This window comes from Clostridium sp. (assembly GCF_050717545.1).
Taxonomy (GTDB): Bacteria; Bacillota; Clostridia; order Clostridiales; family Clostridiaceae; genus Clostridium_AD.
Map to the genome: position 1 here is coordinate 123,927 of NZ_JBOITN010000032.1, position 22,433 is coordinate 146,359.

At 32.2% G+C, this 22,433-nt stretch carries 16 protein-coding genes and 1 tRNA gene; 5 read left to right on the forward strand and 12 right to left on the reverse strand.

Translation table 11 applies throughout. From position 1 onward, the window contains the following. Positions 1-77: 77 nt before the first annotated feature. The 4 genes from ACREVX_RS09945 to ACREVX_RS09960 form a co-directional block, all read right to left on the reverse strand. Entirely contained in the window at positions 78-1,706 is a 1,629-nt protein-coding gene (locus ACREVX_RS09945; RefSeq protein WP_431544039.1) for a DUF3502 domain-containing protein, read from the reverse strand. A gap of 75 nt (positions 1,707-1,781) precedes the next feature. Then, complete coding sequence (locus tag ACREVX_RS09950) at positions 1,782-2,675, reverse strand: carbohydrate ABC transporter permease (protein ID WP_431544040.1); 894 nt, start codon at positions 2,673-2,675, stop codon at positions 1,782-1,784. A 27-nt stretch (positions 2,676-2,702) separates the two neighbouring features. Further along, positions 2,703-3,668 (reverse strand): ABC transporter permease, encoded by a 966-nt coding sequence (locus tag ACREVX_RS09955; RefSeq protein ID WP_431544041.1) that lies wholly within the window; start codon positions 3,666-3,668, stop codon positions 2,703-2,705. A gap of 254 nt (positions 3,669-3,922) precedes the next feature. After that, on the reverse strand, positions 3,923-6,202 hold the full coding sequence (locus ACREVX_RS09960) for a hypothetical protein (protein WP_431544042.1): 2,280 nt from the start codon (positions 6,200-6,202) through the stop codon (positions 3,923-3,925). A 336-nt stretch (positions 6,203-6,538) separates the two neighbouring features. Here ACREVX_RS09960 and ACREVX_RS09965 point away from each other — a divergent pair. The 4 genes from ACREVX_RS09965 to ACREVX_RS09980 all read left to right on the forward strand — a co-directional run bounded on the left by ACREVX_RS09965 (position 6,539) and on the right by ACREVX_RS09980 (position 10,504). Then, a tRNA-Leu gene (locus tag ACREVX_RS09965) sits at positions 6,539-6,623 on the forward strand. 167 nt (positions 6,624-6,790) lie between these two features. Further along, the gene (locus ACREVX_RS09970; protein ID WP_431544043.1) at positions 6,791-8,056 is read left to right on the forward strand and encodes an Nramp family divalent metal transporter; all 1,266 of its coding nucleotides are present in this window, start codon (positions 6,791-6,793) and stop codon (positions 8,054-8,056) included. 440 nt (positions 8,057-8,496) lie between these two features. Further along, positions 8,497-9,915: a pyruvate kinase gene (gene pyk / locus ACREVX_RS09975; RefSeq protein ID WP_431544044.1), complete on the forward strand. Its 1,419-nt coding sequence runs from the start codon at positions 8,497-8,499 to the stop codon at positions 9,913-9,915. Between the two features lie 211 nt (positions 9,916-10,126). Further along, positions 10,127-10,504 carry an HsmA family protein gene (locus ACREVX_RS09980; protein ID WP_431544045.1) on the forward strand — a complete coding sequence of 126 codons (378 nt, stop codon included), beginning with the start codon at positions 10,127-10,129 and terminating at the stop codon, positions 10,502-10,504. Between the two features lie 86 nt (positions 10,505-10,590). Here the strand turns inward: ACREVX_RS09980 and ACREVX_RS09985 are convergent, their stop codons facing one another. The 6 genes from ACREVX_RS09985 to ACREVX_RS10010 form a co-directional block, all read right to left on the reverse strand. Then, positions 10,591-11,412 (reverse strand): MBL fold metallo-hydrolase, encoded by an 822-nt coding sequence (locus tag ACREVX_RS09985; protein WP_431544046.1) that lies wholly within the window; start codon positions 11,410-11,412, stop codon positions 10,591-10,593. 19 nt (positions 11,413-11,431) lie between these two features. Further along, a complete protein-coding gene (locus tag ACREVX_RS09990) occupies positions 11,432-12,610 on the reverse strand; it encodes a cell wall hydrolase (RefSeq protein ID WP_431544047.1) in 1,179 nt (392 codons plus the stop codon). A gap of 226 nt (positions 12,611-12,836) precedes the next feature. Continuing rightward, entirely contained in the window at positions 12,837-14,495 is a 1,659-nt protein-coding gene (locus ACREVX_RS09995) for an oleate hydratase (RefSeq protein WP_431544048.1), read from the reverse strand. 202 nt (positions 14,496-14,697) lie between these two features. Continuing rightward, positions 14,698-16,110 (reverse strand): L,D-transpeptidase family protein, encoded by a 1,413-nt coding sequence (locus tag ACREVX_RS10000; RefSeq protein ID WP_431544049.1) that lies wholly within the window; start codon positions 16,108-16,110, stop codon positions 14,698-14,700. Positions 16,111-16,257: 147 nt separating this feature from the next. Beyond that, on the reverse strand, positions 16,258-17,526 hold the full coding sequence (locus tag ACREVX_RS10005) for a serine hydrolase (RefSeq protein ID WP_431544050.1): 1,269 nt from the start codon (positions 17,524-17,526) through the stop codon (positions 16,258-16,260). 263 nt (positions 17,527-17,789) lie between these two features. After that, complete coding sequence (locus tag ACREVX_RS10010) at positions 17,790-18,875, reverse strand: dipeptide epimerase (protein WP_431544051.1); 1,086 nt, start codon at positions 18,873-18,875, stop codon at positions 17,790-17,792. A gap of 186 nt (positions 18,876-19,061) precedes the next feature. Between ACREVX_RS10010 and ACREVX_RS10015 the strand changes: the two genes are divergently transcribed. Next, positions 19,062-20,357, forward strand: a complete 1,296-nt coding sequence (locus ACREVX_RS10015) for an SH3 domain-containing protein (RefSeq protein ID WP_431544052.1) — start codon at positions 19,062-19,064, stop codon at positions 20,355-20,357. Between the two features lie 77 nt (positions 20,358-20,434). On the opposite strand, the gene glgD is transcribed toward ACREVX_RS10015, so the two are convergent. Beyond that, positions 20,435-21,550: a glucose-1-phosphate adenylyltransferase subunit GlgD gene (glgD, locus tag ACREVX_RS10020; RefSeq protein WP_431544053.1), complete on the reverse strand. Its 1,116-nt coding sequence runs from the start codon at positions 21,548-21,550 to the stop codon at positions 20,435-20,437. A gap of 18 nt (positions 21,551-21,568) precedes the next feature. Then, positions 21,569-22,433 (reverse strand): sugar phosphate nucleotidyltransferase (locus ACREVX_RS10025; protein ID WP_431544054.1); only part of this gene is annotated, 865 nt, incomplete at its 5' end.

Here is a 22,433-nt window from a genome sequence, read left to right on the forward strand (position 1 = left end):
TATTATGAGGAAGAATCAGTAAATTATGTTTCTCAAAATTCAAGAGGCATCTATTTATAGATGCCTCTGTGAATTAATTATTCACCTTTATATGGATTATTTTTCAACCATGCTGTATATTGTTTTAAGACTTCTGCTCTAACCTTAGCAAACCCTGCTTGTTCATATTTTTTTTGTATATCATCTAGTTGACCTGTTATGTCCGCAGTAACTCCGTTTTGAACTGCTCTAGTTAATGATTGTATATCTCCCATCTTAGCTAGTTCATTTTTTACATCATCTGGAACAAATGTGAAACCTGCATCAGCTGTTTTATAGTAGAAATTTGTATCACCATAATCATTCATCTTTTTAACTATAGCATCAGGATTTTTCGAATCAAATTTTTGCATTGTTGGATTCCATGTCATTATAAACCCTGGGAAATTATAAACATTCTTTGCATCTACGCCTGTTGGTACTTTGTATTTATCCGTGCCAACTGCTTCCCAATCTTTACCTTCAACTCCAAGTTCGAATAAGTCATGATTTTTTTCATCTGAGTATAACCAGTTAAAGAAACTCATAGTCCTATCTTGATTCTTTGATGTTACAGGAAGAACTCCAAAGTTCCAAGCTCTAAAATCTGTACCCATTGACTTAGGTTCTTCATTTTGACACCAATAACCTAATTTTGCTCCTGGCACTCCGTTTGTTAACCTTCCCTCTATTTCAGAATAAGTATCAACAGCACGAATAAATGAAGCTGCCTTACCAGATGCGAATTGAGCTTCTGCATCCTTTTGACTTAGAATATCTTTTTCAACATATCCTTTTGTGTACCAGTCTCTTGCAGTCTTATATTCTGCTAGTGGATCTGCTGTGCTAGCTGGAGCTTCTAAAAGTTTTTTATATTCAGGATCTAGCGAAGGAGAAATTGCATTTGTTGAAGCATAAACTGAGCCATCATCATTTATAACCATACCTACGCCAGCTTGAAGAACTGTATTATGTTTAGTTGAAACTGGATCAATAAATGATTGAAGGGTACCTGATAATCCATCAGAAGATCCAAGCCATGACATTGGAATCATTCCCTTTTCATTTGCTTTTATAGCATCATTATATTTTAGCAAATCAGCATAAGATTTTATTTCGCCTATTCCATACTTATCTGCTAAATCCTTTCTATAATATACAGCGCCTGCTGCAGTAAATCCATGAGAGAAAGGTATTCCATATACATGGTACTCTCCTGTTGAGTCAGCAAAACTATTATTTTTTAAGTAATCCTTATTAAATGCTTTCTGTAGTCCTGGGTATTTACTGTCTGTAAAGTACTTATCCAAATTTGATATCTGGCTTTTTGAAACCATTTGGCTAATATTAGGATTTGTCCATGGTGCACTAAAAGTACAATCAAGTGAATCCCCCGCTGCAAATTTAAGTGATATCTTCTGCCCTATATTATCAAAAGTAGTAAAAGTATAATTAATCTTTAAATTTAAAGTATCTTTAGTCTCTTCATAGAATTTTGCCATAACAGCATCCCAGTTATTAATTGTTGATGTGTTACTTGGTCCTAAAAATTCGAGAGTAACTAATGGTAATCCAGATTTATTATTAGCATCTACCTTCGCAGTTTTACCTCCGCAAGCTGAAAGACTTGTAACCATCATGCCTGTTGCTACCACAACTGATAGTCTTTTTATTATTGATTTTCTCATTTTTAATTCCCCCTCGTATAATTTTTATATATGCTACCCATTTCGGGTTTTAGCCAATTTATAAGTTTTTTAACATCAACCTTTCACAGCTCCAATTGTGAGTCCTTTTATAAAATGTTTCTGAAGAAAAGGATAAAGTATTATTATTGGTCCTATGGAAACCATCGCTGTTGCGAGTCTTATTCCAATAGCAGGAACAACCATGCTACCCATAGAAGCAAGGGCATGTGGATTTAAATTAGAAGTAAGGAAGTCAACTTGTTGTTGTAGCTGCATTATAAGGTATTGAAGCGTATATAGATTCCTATCATCAATATAAAGAAGTACATTATACCAAGAATTCCAATATTGCATTGAAGCGAAAAGAGCAATAGTTGCAAGTATTGGTTTTGCAAGTGGAAGAATTATTTTAAAATAAATGTATATCTCTGAAGCTCCGTCAATTTTCGCTGATTCAGAGAGAGCCTTAGGTATACTTTTAAAATAGTTTTTCATAAAAAATACATTACCTGCGCTAAGTGAACCTGGAATAATTAATACTAATAAATTATTATGCAAATGAAGAAACTGAGTTGTAAGTATATAACTCGGTACCAGACCACCACTAAAAATCATAGTAATGTATGCCACTAAAGAAATAGTATTTCTATATTTTAAGGTAGTAACGGCAAGTGGATAAGAAAAAGAACTTGTTAATATCAGTGTTAAAAATACACCCATTACCGTTGTAAATGTTGTTACCGCATAAGCATTTAGAACTGTATTAGTTCCACTGAAAATTAGTTTATATGCAGTTAAACTGAAATCATTAATTAACAATCCATATCCATCTTTTAATAAAGATGTTTCACTTGAAAGGGACGAAACTAGTGCAATGTATAAAGGTGCTAAACATATTAATGAAAATATAGTAACTATTGAGTAGAAAAAAAACAAAAGAATCTTGTCTTGCAAGTTTTCGTTTTTCATTATTGTCCTCCTCTTGAAAAATATTTATTAAAACAATGATGAATCGTCCGACATTTTTTTAGCAATTGAATTTGCAGTTATAACCATTATAAATCCAAGCACCGATTGAAAAAGACCAACTGCCGACGACATTCCAACATCATTGTTAAGTCTTAATGCCCTATAAACAAATGTGTCTATTACATCTGTTGTAGATCTTAGTAATGGGTTGTCCCCTATTAGAGCAAAGATCATACCGAAGTCACCATTAAAAATTCCACCAATTGATAAAATTAGAAGCATAACTGTTGTTGTCTTTAACATAGGAATTGTTATATAAAATATAGATTGCAATCTACTTGAACCATCTATTTTAGCTGCTTCATATATTTCTTGATCAATCGAAGTTATTGAAGCAAGATATATTACTGTTCCAAAACCCGCTCCCTTCCAAATTCTAAGAAATACAAGTAACCCTGGCCAAACTGATGCATTTTGATAGAAATTTACACTGTCAATCCCAACAAAGTTTAAAATATGATTTATAACTCCTGCATCTGTTGAAAATAATGCAATAGAAAATACTGAAACTACTGTCCAGGATATAAAGTTAGGAAGAAACATAAATGTCTGAGTTATTTTTTTGAAAGTTTCATTTCCTAATTCATTTAACCCTATAGCTAATAATATTTGAGTAAGTAATCCGGTTGTTATAAATAATGTATTTAAATATAATGTATTAAAAGTTACTTGGATCCAATCATTAGAAGTAAAAAAGAAACTAAAATTAGCAGTTCCCACAAACTTACTAGCCATACCATATACTCCTGCAAGTGGATTATAATCTACGAAAGCAATATATAGACCAATCATTGGTAAATAACAAAATACTATGAAGTAAATAAGTCCTGGAAGTAATAAAATATATAATCCCTTATTTTTATTTATTTCTCTAAAGAAGGAATTCTTTTTACTCTTTTTTACTGGCTTTGTTTCCAATTTTAAATTTGTCATTAATGATATACCCTCCCTCTCAATTTTTTTAATTTCTTATGATAATATAATTATAACGTTTACAAACTTGTAAAAACAAGTTTGATATTTTACAAAAACAGATTTGTTAGAAATTTATGAACATCTTGTTTTTAACACTTAATGTTTCGTTAAATATTATGAAGCAAAAACCCACACAAACATAGTGTTTATGAGGGCTTTAATTTTGCTAAGCAAAACTGTTGCCTTATCATTTATAGTGTTATATATATACGTTATTTTCGAAGTCCAGCCACCTTTAAGGCCGTAAGAGAAAATACATTCCAACAAAATACTCTTGTACTAGGCCACCAACAATTTTTCTGAGATAAATCTAGAGGTAGAAACTCATGGCTAAAGGGCTCATCATCGTTTAAATTAATTTCAGCTAGAAGTCGTTTCTCAATACGCTGTTTTGCAGGCTTCCATCCATGCTTCATTCCACAAACATAGGCCATTATTTCTTCCCGCATCCAACTGCCACCGTTATAATAAATTCCATCTTGCCAGAAGAACTCTAAGTCGCAAGGCTTGTTTTCCTTAGAAAAGAACTTATTTCCCTCGTGTCCTATAAACGCAGCGCAATCTCCTATAACAGGGATTCGATCAAGAGTGTTTAGCACTACTTCGGAATTTAGCATTGGTTTGTTCCATAGCCACAAGGAAACGAATTCCGGCATAAGGTCACCCACAGAAATAGCATAAGGAAAACACTTGTCATTAATCATATAGCCGAGAGACGAATCATAAAAAGCACGATATTCATCAATTGCCTTGTCAATCCATTCCTGGTTTACATCAAGTCCAAGGTCACGAGCTACCTGCAATGTAATCGCCCAAACGCCTTGATTTACAGAAAGTGCCGATGTTTTTTTGTCCCCCGGATAGGTGGAAACATCATATTGACCCATGACAAAATGAGCCTGACATATTCCGGACTTCTCTGGGTCAAATTCGTTCCAGCAAAATGAAAATGCTGACTTTATTTTTTCCCAAGGTGGCGTAATTCCGTATTTATTCTTATTAATAAGTGCCCACCAGAGCCACTCGCAAGTTGCTTCATTTCCCTTTACTTCAATACTACCAGTGCAAGGGGTTACTATTGTACCAATACCACCGCTTGCAATCTGAGTTTTCCCCCAGCGGTCAAAAATCTTTTTGGATAAAAATTCATCATCTATGCCACAAATGCTCCAAAACGAATCTCGGTTATACATATCCGGTGCATAATTGATACTAGGCACATTAAGTGGAGTAAAATCAACATTGCTAGTGATCCAGGTCAACATCTGCATATCTGCAAACAATATTTTTTCCACATCACTTCCTAAAAATTCAAGCCCATCTGACAAACATATCTGACTTGCCAAACGTAGTTCACGAATTGAGCTTGCAGGCTTTGCAAATATAAATATAGTTTTACTCTCGGTGCATCCTATTTTCAATTTGTGGTATGGAATTTCCTTGCCAATATGCCTTGTTACCTTAAGACTTCGAATACGAAGTGTGCTAGCCCCACTATCAGAGCTCTGCCATAATTGTAGAAGTGAAGGCAGGTTTTCCGTATCAGAGATGAAAAATGTATCCTCAAAAGCTAGCCAGGAATCAGAATTGCATGGCAAATCATCTTGATAATGGAATGCCTGAATTTCTCCTTTAGGATTATCTTTCAAAACCTTAAGATGCAAAGGTGCTGAAGCCTTATATTCAAATGAAACTTCATAATATCCATCCTCTAGTATGTAAGGCAAGTAGCATCCACAAGATTTTTCTCCTTTAATTTCAAATTCTTCTTTTTCTATTTCAAGAGTGCTTCCTTCCATTGGAATCCATTGCATTTCTGGCAAACACAACATCACTTTTTTATCGCCTTGGCTATAATCCGATAAATTTCCAAACTGAAGATTCACACTACCATGCTCTATGGTAAGTAGCCTTGCGTCACATATTTTTTGGATTGCTGTAAAACCCTTCTTATTAAAATTGGGACGTCTGCGAGTGTTACGTGTCCATAGATTTCGGTGCCCAGCATCGGTTAATAGACCTACCGCTATATTGTCTTTTGAAATGAAACCAGCCGCCGGATATGTACCATGTACAATCCCCCCCTCATGGTTAAATTTATCAAAGCTCCAATACTGCTGTCCATTCGCAACTGGAGTGAGGGTATTTTTCACTGAGTAAAATAACATAGGTATATTGGATTGAAACAGAGAAATTTCTTTTTTTAAAACCTCTTTGTTTACAATGCTATATTTCACCTCCACAGTAATGTTAGTTGTAAGTATTTTGCAATAATAGTTTCCGGTTAACTTAACCCACCCGTCACCTTCCTTACAATCGTCTGCTTTCCAACCCAAAATGGTTTCATGATATGAGCGATCTTCATTTTCTATCTCAATAGATAGTTCCCCACCTGAGTTTGTGGCAATCAACTTTTGATTATAGTAAAACTCTAAAAAATATTGTCCATTATTATCTTTCTCAACGTTGTAACTTAAACCGATTACATTCATTTGACTTCCCCCTTAAATTTCTTTTAATATGTACTTGTTTTTATAGTATAATTATAACGTTTACTGTTTTGTAAAAACAAGTTTGATATTTTACAAACACAATTTTGTTATTAATTTATAAGCATCTTGTTTTTAACACTCAACATTTTGTTAAAAAATTATACATCTTATAAAAAATAATCTATCTCAAAGATATTTTTAAAATTTTATTTACATATATTCGGTTAAATGATAATATAGTTAAAGTAAGTAAATTTCTCCATTGGTCATTTAATTAAGATACCATCTTTTCATGGTGGAAACAATAATTTAATTGCCATAATAATTACCATTTATGCAGATGTGGCGGAATTGGCAGACGCACTAGAATCAGGGTCTAGCGCTTTACGGCATGCAGGTTCGATTCCTGTCATCTGCACCAAAAGCGCTCATTTTATGAGTGCTTTTTTCACTTTCAAACTATTGTGGTATCTTTCATTTACCTTTTAGATTTATTAATCTGTTTGCTACTAATAACGTAGATATTGATTTAAATAATAATTACTATATAATATATGTTAAATGATTATAAAGGATGGATGTGTTATCATGAGTTTTTCATTTAGTACATTGTTATCAAAGAAAGGTCATAAACCTAAATTTATGGCATTAGATTTTTTAAAATATATCGGACCTGGGTTACTCGTAACCGTAGGATTTATAGACCCCGGTAATTGGGCAGCGAACGTTTCCGCTGGTGCTGATTTTGGTTATACTCTACTTTGGATGGTAACTCTTTCAACTATTATGCTTATTGTTCTTCAGCATAATGCTGCCCATCTTGGAATTGTTACAGGGAGTTGCATATCAGAAGCATCTACCGCCACATTAAAACCAAGACTAAACAAATTAGTGCTTGGCTCTGCAGTAATTGCCGCAGTATCTACTGCGCTTGCAGAACTACTTGGTGGCGCTATTGCTTTAAATATGTTATTTGGTATCCCTATAAAACTCGGAACAGTACTAGTTTTAGGTTTGATTCTATGGATGTTATTTACAAATTCTTATAGAAAACTAGAAAGATGGATTATTGGTTTTGTTTCTATAATAGGAATATCTTTTATATTCGAATTAAGTCTTGTCCATATCGAATGGGGAAAAGCAATGATTAGCTGGGTAAAACCTTCTTTTCCTACGGGTTCTATTCCGATAATAATGAGTGTTCTAGGTGCAGTTGTAATGCCCCATAATCTGTTTCTTCATTCAGAAGTAATACAAAGTCGCCAGTGGAATTTAAAAGATGAAAGTGTAATAAAAAAACAACTTAAATATGAATTTATGGACACTTTCTTTTCAATGATAGTGGGTTGGGCTATAAATAGTGCTATGATACTTATTGCTGCAGCTACTTTCTTCTCGCAGAAAATTCATGTTACAGAGCTTGATCAAGCTCAGCAAATGCTGACACCATTACTTGGAAGCACAGCATCAGTAGTCTTTGCTTTAGCTCTACTCTTTGCCGGAATATCCTCGTCAGTAACTGCAGGTATGGCCGGTGGTAGTATTTTTGCAGGAATGTTTGGGGAACCATATGATATTAATGATACCCATACTAAATTGGGCGTAGGAATTACTTTAGTTGGTGCCGTAATAGTTATATTTTTTATATCACAACCCTTTAAAGGCTTAATCTACTCACAAATGCTATTAAGTATACAACTTCCTATAACTATATTTCTTCAAATATATCTAACTTCTTCTAAAAAAGTTATGGGCAAGTATGTTAACACTAGATTTGATAAAATTGCTCTTTGGGTTATTGGACTTATTGTTGCTGGACTTAACGTAATGCTATTATTAAGCTATATATTGTAAATTTCATACCATTAGCATTTATTTATACTATTATTTGCTCTAGTAATTTTGAAAAATATGCTGCATGGGCCTTTTCCTCTTCAATTATAATTGATAATATCCCAGTAACGTGGTCATTTTAAGATACATTTTCATACATTTGTGTATAAATATTTATTGTAAGCGCTGACTCGAATATTTCCCTTTTAATAAGTAATTAATTCGTATTTTAAATAATTGACTTATTATTTAACTATAATAGAACATGTTAAATTTTTAATGCTAATTAACCCCCTCAGATATAAATTATCACAAAATACTAAATATTATGTTAATTAGTATGTTTGTTTTACATTGTATACGGTAAGATTGTAATTAGATGTAATTTCACACAATTAAGGTATGGTACAATAAAAAAAAGGCTTTCTAAATAACTTTAAACTATAAAGGAGAAATTGATTATGCAAAAAACAAAAATGATTTTTACAATTGGTCCTGCTAGCGATAGCAAAGAGATGCTTACAAAACTAATGGAGATAGGTATGAATGTTACTAGACTTAATTTTTCACATGGTACACATGAAGATCACAAAATAAAAATTAATTTAATAAAAAGTATTAGGGAAAAACTTAATAAATCAGTAGCTATAATGCTAGATATAAAAGGGCCTAAAATTAGAACTCACAATTTTGAAGGAGATAGTGTCCTAATTACTAAAGATCAAAAATTCATCTTTAGTTGTGGTAAAGAGATCCTTGGAAATAAAGAGAGATGTTCTGTTTCTTATGAAAATCTTTGCCATGACCTTAAACCGAATGGTGCTCTTCTTGTGGATGATGGTCTTCTAGAATTTAAAATTGACTCAATTGAAGGCACTGAAATAAATTGTACCGCCTTAAATTCTGGATCAATAGGAAATCATAAGGGAATAAATGTTCCAAACATATCTATTGGTCTTCCAGCAGTAACTGATAAAGACAAATTAGATTTAATCTTTGGATGTAAGCAAGGGGTTGATATAGTAGCAGCTTCTTTCATAAGAAAAGCAGAAGATGTGCTAGATGTTAGAAAGATACTTAATGCAAATGGTGGCGAATATATCCAGATAATATCAAAAATTGAAACACAAGAAGGCGTAGATAACATAGATGCTATAATAGAGGCTTCAGATGGTATTATGGTTGCTAGAGGAGATATGGGGGTTGAATTACCAATTCAAAAAGTTCCTATAGTTCAAAAGATGATAATTCGTAAATGTAATAAACTTGGTAAACCTGTTATAACCGCAACCCAGATGTTAGATTCTATGATTAGAAATCCAAGACCTACTAGAGCTGAAGCTTCAGATATAGCAAATGCTATTTTTGATGGCAGCGATGCAATAATGCTTAGTGGTGAAAGTGCTAATGGTAAATATCCATTGGAATCAGCTTTAACAATGTCTAAGATAGCCATTGAAGCTGAATCTAATATTGATTTTAGCGCAGCTTTAAATAAAATAATGTATGAACCTCTTGAAAACATATCAGATGCTATAAGTCTTGCTACATGTACTACCGCAGATAAATTAAACGTATCTGCTATAATAACAGCGACCCAAAGTGGTCATACTGCTAGAATGGTATCAAAATACAGACCAAGGTGCCCAATAATTGCTGTAACACCTAGCAAGCAAGTTGCAAGAAGTCTATCCATTAATTTTGGATTACAAACTATAGTTTCAATAAAATTAACTTCCACAGATGAATTAATGATAGATGCAGTGGAGAAATCATTAAGTTCAGGATATATAAAAAAATCGGACGTTGTCATAATTGCAGCCGGAATACCTGTTGGTGAGTCTGGCACTACCAATATGATGAAAATACAAGTAGTTTAAAACAAAGTTTAGCAAACAGAATTTATTTTTCTATTTAATAACAAGAGCATAATTAAAATTTAGCTGTATTTTAATTATGCTCTTATTATTTATGATATACTTAAAATAATTTAGTTTCAAAATTATATAGACGTAGCTCATAAATTACAGTATAACTAAAGAAAACCTTTTTCTTCAAATTCTAGACACATAAAAAACGGAGGATAAATATATGTTAATTTATGCAGTTATTGCTATAACTTCTGCCCTTTTATTCTATACCATTGCTGTTTTTAGTGAAAGACTTCAGGGAACCCTTAAACTTTGGCATTTAGGTGTATTTCAATTAGGATTAATATGTGATATGACTGGCACATTACTTATGGAAAATATATCACGCAATTCAGTTGCCGTAACCTCCACACCTAATTTACATGGGCTTACTGGTCTTATAGCTATAGCCCTAATGTTCATTCATGTCATATGGGCCTCTGTTGTTCTTTTTAAAAACAATGAAGTTGCAAAATCTAAATTTCATAAATTTTCTATAATAGTTTGGATCATTTGGTTAATCCCTTTTATATCTGGTGCAGTAGCTCACATGAATTAATAAAATATTTACTCCTCATCACTATTATTATATTGATTAAAATACATGTTATAGTATTTGTTACTTCCGCTCTCAGAGAGTAGTGTTTACTTATCATTAACTAACACCTTATCACCATGGTTTCCAACCCAGCACTTAATATCTGGATATTTTACATCAAGGTAATCACTAAACAATAATGGATCTTCGCTATTACCAGAAAACATCTCATAGTGTCCTGGAACCACAAGTCCTGGACTAACATCGCCTGCCAAATCTACGGCCTCTTGATACGTCATATTCCCGATAATATTTGTACGATATCTTTTAGCATCCCTTCCGTTTATAGGAATAAACATAACATCTATTTTCTTGTATTTTTTTAATTTAGAATGTAGCCCTTCATAAATGCAGGTATCTCCCGAGTGATACAATACCTTACCACTGCCCTCAATTATGAACCCTAAATATGGATAGCTCCCTGTAACAGCATCTTTATCTAAAAATTCATGCGCAGATGCTATTCCTGTTATTTTTATTCCTCCGATAGTGATAGATGTTGAATCATCAAGGCCTATAAACCTATCCTCAGATATATCTAAATCCTTTGACAGACCTTTAATTAAAAGATTTGGAACTACGAACTTTGTCTTTGGAGAACTCAAAGATATTTGATGCCAAGTAGCCCTATCTATATGGTCAATATGGTCGTGACTTCCAAATATAAAATCTGCATTTATAACCTCATCGGGCTTAAGCAGTGGTGGTATATTTCTTTCTGAGTGCTCAGCTAAAAACGCATCTAAATAAATGACTGTTTCTCCTAATTTCACAACATAACCCATTTGTCCAAGCCACCAAAATGCCATGTCCCCTTTTTCTAAATCGCAGCTATTGATTTCTTCTATAAGCTCTAATCCTTTTTTCATGATTGTATCTCCTTTTATTTTACAACATGTTAATAAACGTTAAATTCCCTATTATTATGGAAACTGGTTGTGGTAAAGTAAGTCCCGCAGGTGTACTCCCACTATAAAAAAACAGTGCATTATTTGTTGGATCATTTCCGCTGAGTGCTTCTTTTGCAGCCTTTACAGCACTTGCATGAGCTGGTCTATTGATATTGCCATTAAGTACTGGTGTAAACTCATAAGAGCCATTTGTCTTTTGATTTATAACGGCACTTATTGAATTTGGGAAATGACTACTCTTAACTCTATTTAAAACTACCGCGCCTACAGCAACCTGAGCACTATAAGATTCTCCTCCTGCCTCTGCAGTTATTATTCTTGCTAGCAAGTCTAAATCATTTGTTTCAATATTAATTGCGGCAGTTGGTGTAGCTTTCGCTTGAATAGAATTAGCTTTTTCAGCAGTTTTAAGAGCTTGCTCTGCATCCTTCTTACGCTTAGTTTCAGCTTTCTTTAACTTTGCTACTGCTTGCTTTGCAGCCATAGCTTGTCTTAATTCAGCAGCCTGAGCTAATATAAGTTGTGCCCCGTATTGCTTCTCCTGGGCCTCTAATTGTGATAATAATATGTTTTGTTCAGCTTTTTGTTTAGTTAAATCAGCTAAATTTTTTTTATTATCAACTCTTAAAGATAATAACTTTGTATTTGCTTTATCTAGCTCTACCTTCTTTAAATTAATTGCAACCATTTCTGTTTTCAAACCATCCATAACCTTCTTATCAAAGGTTACTATTATTTTAATATTTTCGACTCTTGATATAAAATCATTTATACCCTCTGAATCTAGTATAATATCTATATAACTTGATGTCCCGTTCATATACATTACTCTCATTCTCTTATCAAAAATAGTCTGCTCCGCTTTAATCTTAGCCTCAGCTTTTGCAATAGCAAGTTTCGTTCCATCAATATATTTTTGCGTTGTGGTTATATTAATTTCATTACTTTTAATTTTAGACATTATCTCTGCATATTGCTTGTTCATAATCTCAACTTTATTTTCAATATCCTTTTTTTGTGATTGAACTTGCTGAATTTTCGCCTTATCTGACGCAGAATCTGCATATACGTTTGTAAAAGCAACGCTCATAATTACGCCAAGTACCATTACCGCTAAGATTATTCTTTTACTCAAATTTTCATACTTTTTATTCAAATCTCCATCCCCCTACATAACATTTTATTTATAAATATATTATGTTTAAAAGTTTGTTTTACCTGAATATAATAACATACAGATCCGTATTCAGCAAATATTGGTATTCAAATTTTTTAATAACTTAGCCTCTTGTGTACTTATATCCAAAATTAAAAGGAAGCTCAAATTAATGAACTCCCTTCTAATATTTTTATTTACATATAAATTATACATCAATACTAACTTATTTAAGTAACATCGATTTAAGTGCAACTATTTCTTTACTTAGGTTATCATCCTTCATAAGTTCCATGGCAGAATTAATTAGTACGCGGATATCATGCTGCCCCTTATAAATAGGTGTAAGTCTTTTATTTAGATTTAAGAATTTATAAACAGCAATTTGTGCGCCCCTTACAGAGTAATCCATAGTAAATACTACATCATCTTCTATTTCACAGAACTGTCCAAGTAGTGCTAAGTTAGTTGAACCGTCCGGAATATTTTTAGGTCTATCACCCTTTGCCCTAGTTAAAAACTGTGCTGTTGTAAACGGTAATATGCATGGTATACAAATAGAAGTTTCAATAATCTTCTTCATATCATCTTTAAAGTTTAGGTGATATAATACCTCAGTTAATATTTCCTCACCAGTACAATCTACCATTCTCTTCTTTATAAAATCACCTTTTGCATATGGAAACAAAGAATAACCCCATATAATTTGTATTTCCTCAGGTTGATTAATAAAATGTGGTTGATTGTGCAGAACTATTGTCATGAGCCATGCAGAATCTCTAAATGTCATATGAGCCCCAGTTCCTGGCTGATTCCCTGAGAATTCTACTATTTTTTTATACATTGTTGGATCCTTAAGAGTAACAGTAAAAGACTCCCACATTGATTCTTCAACACGTTCATCAAAAACCTTTGGATTACCAAATTCAGGACGACCCTGAGCTATTTTCTCCCAAAGATCCCATGCTCCACCTACATGTTTATCATTAATTTTTGCAGGTCTCGTCATTGACCCAAGGCTTGTACCAGCCGTTAATGAACCGATAGTAGCAAAAGCAAAATCGCCTTCTCCAACCTCTATTCTAGTCTCTTTCCCGTTTTTAACACATTTAAATGCAGTAACTGTAGTTTCAGTATCTGATGGTTTAAATTCTAAATCAGTTACTTCAGTATTCAATTCGAAACTAACCCCTTGCGCTTTTAACCATTCTGTCATAGGCAGTAACATTGAATCATATTGATTGTACGGCGTACGACGTATTCCCGATAAATCTTTAAGTCGTGGTAATTCTTGTATAAACCTATGAAGATATCGCTTAAGTTCAACAGCACTATGCCAAGTCTCAAATGCAAATAATGTAGTCCATTGAAGCCAGAAATTTGTTTTAAAGAATGCTTCTGGAAAACACTCTTTAATAGTTTTTGTTCCTAATGAATCTTCAGAATTAATCATTATATCCATTAACGCCATTCTATCCTCACGATTTAGTCCCAAACATGATACATCTAAAATGTTAGCATCGTTATCTATTAATCTAGCTTTTGCATGTGTATGAATTTTTTTATTGAAAGCATTAAATTCATCAAGTATTGAAACTTTAGGATCTGTTAATGATGGGATGCTTTCCATTATTCCAAAGGTACAAGCATAAGCTTCCCTATCAAACATTCTTCCACCGCGGATTACATAACCATCTTGGGCATTACCATTTCCATCCATACTTCCACCTGTTATATTTAACTCTTCATAAATATGAATATTTTTTCCTGGAACATGTCCATCTCTAATTAAAAATATTGCTGCTGCCATTGATGCAATTCCAGCACCAACCATATAAGCTTTTGTTTTTTCTACATCAATAGTTTGATCAAAATTAAATTTCATTATAAACCCTCCATTTAAAAAAATTATGCCACTTGCTATAGGTATAATATAAATCAAAACGGGTGGATTTTATACAATCAGAATTTCAAAAGTGTCTAAAAAACATACAGATCTCTTTATTTGTAACAGCACATATAGCTCTAGTTAAACATGCTGATCAAATCAAAAAAAAGCCTAGCAATTACGCTAGACTTTCCCTATACTAATAATAACAAACAACTGGTGTTCCTACATTAATATTCTCAAATACTGCTTTTGCTAATTCAAATGGTGAATTTACACAACCATGAGAACCACCCTTTTTATATATGTTTCCACCAAAAGTATTACGCCAGCTGGCATCATGAATTCCTACATTCCCATTAAAAGGCATCCAATACGTAACAGGAGAAGCATAATTTTTACCCTTAAGAATTGCATCTTTTTCTTTATATTTAAGTTTATAAATTCCTGCAGGCGTTGCTGTTCCCTCTGAGTTTAGTTTGCCTGTGACAACATCTCCATGAGTTACTATAGCACCATTTTTATAAAACCATAAATGCTGCGCTGACATATCTAATTCTACGTAAGTATTGCCCATATCATTACTTCCATGAAATAAAGCCGTTTGACTATATTTAGGTTCTTTTGATATAGATTTTCCTTCTTTTATGTTCGCTATTAAATCTTGGGTTTCCATAGATTTATTAATATACCATCCATAATCACCAACAGCAATATTTATTATCTTACCTGATGTCCTAACAAAATTTCTACTGTTACCAACTGTATTATATTTATTAGAAAGTACATTTATATAATTCCCAACTTCCTTTTCATCAAATGTAACATTACTATTCGCATCAACTCGAAGCCACTTATTTATTGTAGAAGCCTCTAAAAGTTCTTTCTCTTTTCCAAAAGTATATGTAATCTTCGAAGCCACATATTTATTAAGTATTTCTTTTGTTTCTAATGTTTTTTGAGACTTAGAAGTATATTGTGGTTTTACATAGTAATTAATTGACTCCAAATCTATTGTGGTTTCACCTTTGCCCACTGCATCTATCACCTTATTATATAAATTCTCTTTATTTCCCTTGTTTCCGATGACTTCATCTACAATTACATAACCCTTATTTGTATACTTATAGCTAGCATTTTTAGGTTCAATTATATTCTTGTTATCAAAACATGATAGGTTGTCCACACTCTTTTTTAATAGCTCTGTATCATATTTAATTCCTTCTATCATTTTAGAATCTTTTGTATTAAAAACTGATGATATCCATTTGTAAGGATTCTGCGACTCTTTAAACTCCTTAAATTCTCCATCTGAATCATACTCTAAACCAACTTCATCACCACTTATTTGCTCAGTTTTCCCGCCTCGTTCTTTAATAGTTATCTTATATGTTTTTATTTCAGTCGCCATTTTTTTATTTGCATCCTCCACAACTTTACCTGAAACACTAATGCTATTTATCGCAGAGCCAAAATAAAAATGATTCATGAAATATATTGACATTCCAAAATACAAGACAAGAAAAACAAAAATTGAGATTAGAATTCTCTTAATAACTTTCCTGTGTTTTTTTATTGGCTTTATTATTGATTTCTCTAGTTCATTTTCCATAATGCCCTCCCCAATATATTTACAACAAAATGTAGAATCAGTTCACTTCCTCTTTAAATCTACATTTCTTTTATGTTATTTAATCGCTACTTTAAATCCCCCTGTGAATTTTAAATTTATGAATTTACTTTACTATATTCTCCTTCTTTACCTTCTTCTCCTTCTTTTTTTCCTCTTATTTAAATTAATTGTTCTTATTATAAATACCATTACCCCAAGCCCTAAAATGACTCTTAAAGCTGCCATAAAATATGTAAGCATATTACCTTGAGTTATTGATGCATAAGTAACTGCGGAATACAGTTTATAGGTTTTGACTTTGCCTTTTTCCGTTAATGATAAGGTTCCAACGCTTTCATTTCCTTTAATACTAGAAATAGAGATATTATTTACGTTTATATTTTCCTTCAAATCTTTTTTGTTTGCTTCATTGTTATAATAACTAACATCTTCTTTAGCTATAAGTGGTACACTGACAGTTTTCTCCGGTCCAAAAAAGCCGACTGGTTTGTATTTTAACGTTTCTGTTTTTATAACAGAATTGCTTTCATGTAATACTGCTTGCTCTAACTTATAACTATAGTCAATTATTTCTTTCATGTCATTAAAAACATAAATATCATTATAGAAATCATAAATCGAATGCATAACAACCCCCATAATTTGCCTTCCATCCCTTTCATAAAAGGCTACAAGACATCTCCCAGCAGGCGTAGTATATCCTGTTTTCCCACCAATGCAGCCGTCAACTCCAAGAAGTTTATTAGTATTTTCAATATTAAATGTTGTACCTGTTGAGGTTGATATAGTATTTTGCTTTTTACCAATTGATTCTTTTACCCATGGATTTAGTATTGCAGCTCTCGCTAGGATACTCATATCATAAGGCGTAGTATAATGATTTACATCATGAAGACCATTAGCAGTTATAAAATGAGTTTCTGTCATATTAAGTTTTGCCGCCTTATCATTCATAGTTTTAGCAAAGCTAATAGAATCCCCCGAAATGTTATCTGCAATCATATATGCCAGATCATTTGCTGAATACATTAAAAGTCCATCCATAATGTCGCTAGCTGACATAGTTTCACCAATTCCTATTGAATGTAAATTAACATTTAGTGCATCTGCGGGCTGATTTTGTGCACTTTGTGTATATTTTAGTTCATCAGTTTTCTCTTTATTTTCTGCAAGCAAAAGTGCGGTCATTAACTTTGTTGTACTTGCTGGGTACATTTGCTTGTCTACATTTTTCGCATAAATTATTTCACCAGTTGCAACATCTACAGTGATGGCAGCTTTCCCATCAATTGTAGGTAAATTAATAGTTTCAGCATACGCCTGTTCGAAACTATTTGAACTCATAGAAAACATTAAAAATAATACAATAACAATAAAAATTCTTTTACATTTCAAATTTCATCTCTCCATTACTTTAATTTATTGTGTATGAACTATGAAATACTATTTACAGTTTAATTCTCTATATTAGCGCAGAAAAGAACAAGGACATTGCCCTTGCTCTTTAATATATTTTATTAGTATAGAGTAGTAGTTCATTAAACTAATTATACACGATAAAATTACAATTTGCTCTCTTAAATTCACTTTTTTCTCAATTAAGTAACAAAAATTTATATTAAGAGGGAAAAAAGGTTTTCATTACTTCTCTAATATTCTTAATAGTCATTACTTACAATTCCTGTTATACCAAGTCCCGAACCATCTCCAATAGTTATTATGCTTTCTTTAAATATAGCTCCTCCAATAATTGGATCCTCGCTACATAAAACTGGTCCATCTAAATCAATTTTAGTTATAACGCTTTTTGCACAAGCTAGGTGAGCTGCTGCTGTTACACTTACTTTTGCCTCCAGCATACATCCTATCATGCACTCAACCCCGAATACTTCTGCCATAGAGCAAATCTTAAGTGCATTGTAAATGCCACCAGTTTTCATTAATTTTATATTTATAATATCTGCAGCTCGCATCTGCATTATTTTTAATGCATCCCTTGGTGAAAATATACTCTCATCAGCCATAACCGGTATATATACATTATCAGAAACAAATTTTAGTCCTTCAAAATCATGTGCCTGCACAGGCTGCTCTACAAATTCAATATCAAGTCCTAAATCCTCCATCTTCCTCAAAATCTTAACTGCTTCTTTTGGAGACCACCCTTGATTCGCATCTATTCTTAGCTTTACATCCGGGCCAATAACCTCTCTAACTTTCTGTAACCTTTTTATATCTAAGGTCGCTTCTTTCCCAACTTTAATTTTAAGTGTCTTATATCCAAGCCTTACTGCATCTAAACTATCTTCTGACATTTCTAAAGGATTGTTAACACTTATGGTTATATCTGTAGTTATTTCTTTCCTATAACCACCTAGTAATTTATACAAGGGTGCATTGTACAATTGACCATAAAGATCATAAAGAGCAATATCAACTGCTGCTTTAGCGCTTGTATTATTAACCATACATTTATTTAGCGTTATAATAAGTTCTTCAAAATTTTCTATATCCATACCAATTATACTTTTCTTAATAACATCATTTATCGCGCTAACAATTGCTCCAGTAGTATCCCCAGTTATAACAGCTGTTGGTGGAGCCTCACCATACCCAACATTACCGCAGTCAGTTATCACCTTTACGATTACATCTTCAACGCTATTAACTGTTCTTAATGCAGTCTTAAAGGGCCTCTTTAATGGGACAGAAATATATTCGATCTTTACGTCAATAATCTTCATTTTGTATCCCTCCTAAAACAAGTAATCATAAGTAATTTAGAAACCTTAACTTAAGCATTGTATCTTCTCCACCTTAACTTAAATTTATATTTAATATGTATTATTTATACTATTCATCTTTATTATGGATTATATATCAAATTAGCATTATAATATATATAATTCTCTAACTAGTGAGGTGCCTTTATGTATAAAGATGATTACAAATTCCCGGATATTATGAATTCAACCCCATTTTGGATGACTGATATTGACGATGCAAACAAAATAATACTATCAAAGAGAGAAATTGAAAACTTTAATAATAATCTTAAACCTGTTATATCCTCTTTATATGATTTGGAAAATGAGGATGATATTATATCTTCTAAAACTCTTATTAAGTTGGCACAATCCTATACCCTATTCACCAAAGATATGTACGATTTGAGCGGCTACTTAGTCCACAAAGATTATTATGAAAAAATTATACATAATACTAATTTAAATAAAATAAAAGATAATACCCCTGTTAAATATGGTATGAGTATAAAAAAGACGTCGCTTCGAAGTTTCCCTGTAGAGGACCCAATTTTCTCTTCTATTGAACATAGCAAAATAAATAACTTTGACAGATTTCAAGAAACAGCTTGCTTTCCCTTTGAGCCAGTTTTAATCTTCCATGAAAGTTATGATAAAAAGTGGTATTTTGTGAAAGGTTATAATTATTTTGGCTGGATTAAAGCTGATGATATTGCAATAGCTCAAGATAAAAAACAAATTTTTGATTATACAAATAGTAAAGATTTTTTAATAGTTATTTCCAAAGAAACCAGTTTAACTATTAATGAAGAAGGATCTTATCCATTAACTATAAAATGTGGAATGGGTACAAGGTTAAGCTTATTAAACCCTATTGATTCTAATTTAATTGATAATTATGTAGTCCAATATCCTACGCGCGGCATCAATGGAAAACTTTTATTTGAAAATACTATTATAAGTAAAAATGATGATACTATAAAAGGCAACCTTCCATATACAAGGTATAACATAATAAATCAGGCACTCAAATTTATTGATACCCCTTACGATTGGGGAGATAAGTTCTCTGGAAAAGACTGTTCCAGCTTTATACTAACAATTTATAAGTGTTTTGGACTCCTGCTACCACGCAATGCCGATCAACAGGAAAACACTTTTTATAAAACAGATAATTCTTTTGTATTTAAAAAAAATGATCTGCTAAAAAATAGATACTCTACAATGGAAAAACTAAAACCAGGTGCCTCACTATTTTTAAAGGGGCATGTAATGATGTACCTTGGGAAATACATGGGAACTCATTATATGATTCACAGCTTTTCCGAATATAGTGTTAAAAATGGATCTAGCTATGACCAACGTGATGCCTTACATGTTGCAATCTCGCCTGTAGATCTACCATCAGCAAGTGGTGTACCTTTTTTGCAAAAGTTCACCTCAGCAGTCCATTATCAATAATCTAATATCGTAAATCAAGAAAAAAATAACTCTAGCAAGATATTCATGTTAGAGTTATTTCATTAACATTATTTTCATTATAAACCCACTATAGATTTTTTCTCTATAACAACCGGGAACTCTTCATCACCCTCGAGTACCGTATTTTCCTCTAAAATTGTATTTTTATCAAGTATAACATTAGTAAGTTTACAACCTTTTTTAATTATACAATTTTGAAATATAATACAATTTTTTACTTCTGCGCTTTGCTCTACAATTACCCTTCGTGAAATTACACTCTTCTCTATTGTGCCTTTTAACATACATCCATTTGCAATCAGCGAATTATTAACCTTTGCTCCATTAAAGTATTTAGTTGGAGCTTCATCTTTACTCTTTGTATAAATTAACCCTCCATTGAAGAATAATTCCTTAGTTACTTTACCGTTTAACATATCCATACTAGTTTTATAATAATTTTTTATAGAATTTACACATTGAAGGTATCCTTTAAACTCATATGCATTTACGTTAAGCTCTGCAACATCATCATAGATAGCTTCTTTTATTGAGTTATGACTTCCTGTTTGAACACATTTGTTTATAATATCTATAAGAGTAGTTTTTTTCATTATAAACATTTCCATGGATATATTTAATTGGTCCTCTGCTCCAATATTTTTCCCAATGCTTAAAATTTTATTTTCTTCATTAATATATAGAGTACTGCAATTTACATAATGTTTTTTCCCGGTATTTGTTTTTTTGTACAGTATGGTTATATCACTACCTGATTCCTGATGATACTTAGCCGCCTCATTGTAATCTATATTGCATAACATGTATGATGAAGAAATTATTACATATTCCTGTTTAGTTCTATAAATATATTCTATATTTTTACTTAATACATCTATATCCCTTAGTTGTGCTCTCTCAGAAGTAAGATTAAATAAAAATAGTCCATTTATTTTTCTATCTAAATCCCAAGGTTGCCCTGAACCCAAATGATCTACTAAAGACCTAGTTTTTGTATTAGTAAATATACCTACATTATGAATACCTGAATTGACCATATTGGAAAGCACAAAATCAATAATCCTGTATCTACCACCTATAGGAATCGACGCTATAGGTCTTGATTTTGTAAGACTTTTAATATTATCTTCTTGTTCATTTAACATTAATATTCCTATATAATTTTTAAGCATTATAACCCCTCCTTAATTTTATAATTTATTGAATATCTCTGAATCAGCTTTAATTTCGCGTCCTTTTTCAATAACAATAATATTATGACCATCACCAATTCGCGAGTTACGTCTTATAACTACATCGTTTCCTATTATGGCTTTATCTATTACCACATTGTTTCCAATTGTAGTGTTTGGCAATATAACTGAATTAGTTATTTTTGATCCTTTTCCTACATGCACCCCTTTGAAAAGGACACAATTATTTATTTCACCAAGAACTGTACAACCTTCATTAAGCAGTGCATTGTTTATACTCGCTTCAGGTCCTATATATTGTGGTGGCAACATAGCATTAACCGTATATATTTTCCATTTATCATCATGTATATTAAGTTCATTGTCATCTGACAATAAATCCATATTTGCTTCCCAAAAACTTTCAATTGTACCAACATCTCTCCAATATCCACTAAAACGATAAGCTTGCAACTTCTGATTATTATTTAACATCTTAGGTATTATATTTTTTCCAAAATCATTGCTAGATGTTTTATCCATGTTATCCTCTTTTAAAAATTGTCTAAGTGCAGCCCAATTAAAAATATAAACTCCCATTGATGCTAAATTACTTTTAGCATTCTTTGGTTTTTCTTCAAATTCATATATGCTATCATCTTCATTAGTATTCATTATTCCAAATCTACTACATTCATCATCAGCAACTTCTATTACTGCAATAGAGGCATCTGCACCTTTTTCTTTATGAAAATCCAGCATTTTAGAATAATCCATTTTATAAATATGATCCCCTGATAAAATAAGAACATATTCCGGATCAAAGCTATCAATATAATTTGTATTTTGAAATATAGCGTCAGCAGTACCCTTATACCAATTA

Excerpts from the sequence above, each read along its gene's own strand:
- ACREVX_RS10000 (WP_431544049.1), bottom strand. The coding sequence starts at position 16,110 with ATGGAAAATGAACTAGAGAAATCAATAATAAAGCCAATAAAAAAACAC.
- glgD (WP_431544053.1), bottom strand. The coding sequence starts at position 21,550 with ATGCTTAAAAATTATATAGGAATATTAATGTTAAATGAACAAGAAGAT.
- ACREVX_RS09985 (WP_431544046.1), bottom strand. The coding sequence starts at position 11,412 with ATGAAAAAAGGATTAGAGCTTATAGAAGAAATCAATAGCTGCGATTTA.
- ACREVX_RS09955 (WP_431544041.1), bottom strand. The coding sequence starts at position 3,668 with ATGACAAATTTAAAATTGGAAACAAAGCCAGTAAAAAAGAGTAAAAAG.
- ACREVX_RS09970 (WP_431544043.1), top strand. The coding sequence starts at position 6,791 with ATGAGTTTTTCATTTAGTACATTGTTATCAAAGAAAGGTCATAAACCT.
- ACREVX_RS10015 (WP_431544052.1), top strand. The coding sequence starts at position 19,062 with ATGTATAAAGATGATTACAAATTCCCGGATATTATGAATTCAACCCCA.
- ACREVX_RS09960 (WP_431544042.1), bottom strand. The coding sequence starts at position 6,202 with ATGAATGTAATCGGTTTAAGTTACAACGTTGAGAAAGATAATAATGGA.
- pyk (WP_431544044.1), top strand. The coding sequence starts at position 8,497 with ATGCAAAAAACAAAAATGATTTTTACAATTGGTCCTGCTAGCGATAGC.
- ACREVX_RS09980 (WP_431544045.1), top strand. The coding sequence starts at position 10,127 with ATGTTAATTTATGCAGTTATTGCTATAACTTCTGCCCTTTTATTCTAT.
- ACREVX_RS09945 (WP_431544039.1), bottom strand. The coding sequence starts at position 1,706 with ATGAGAAAATCAATAATAAAAAGACTATCAGTTGTGGTAGCAACAGGC.
- ACREVX_RS09950 (WP_431544040.1), bottom strand. The coding sequence starts at position 2,675 with ATGAAAAACGAAAACTTGCAAGACAAGATTCTTTTGTTTTTTTTCTAC.
- ACREVX_RS09995 (WP_431544048.1), bottom strand. The coding sequence starts at position 14,495 with ATGAAATTTAATTTTGATCAAACTATTGATGTAGAAAAAACAAAAGCT.
- ACREVX_RS10010 (WP_431544051.1), bottom strand. The coding sequence starts at position 18,875 with ATGAAGATTATTGACGTAAAGATCGAATATATTTCTGTCCCATTAAAG.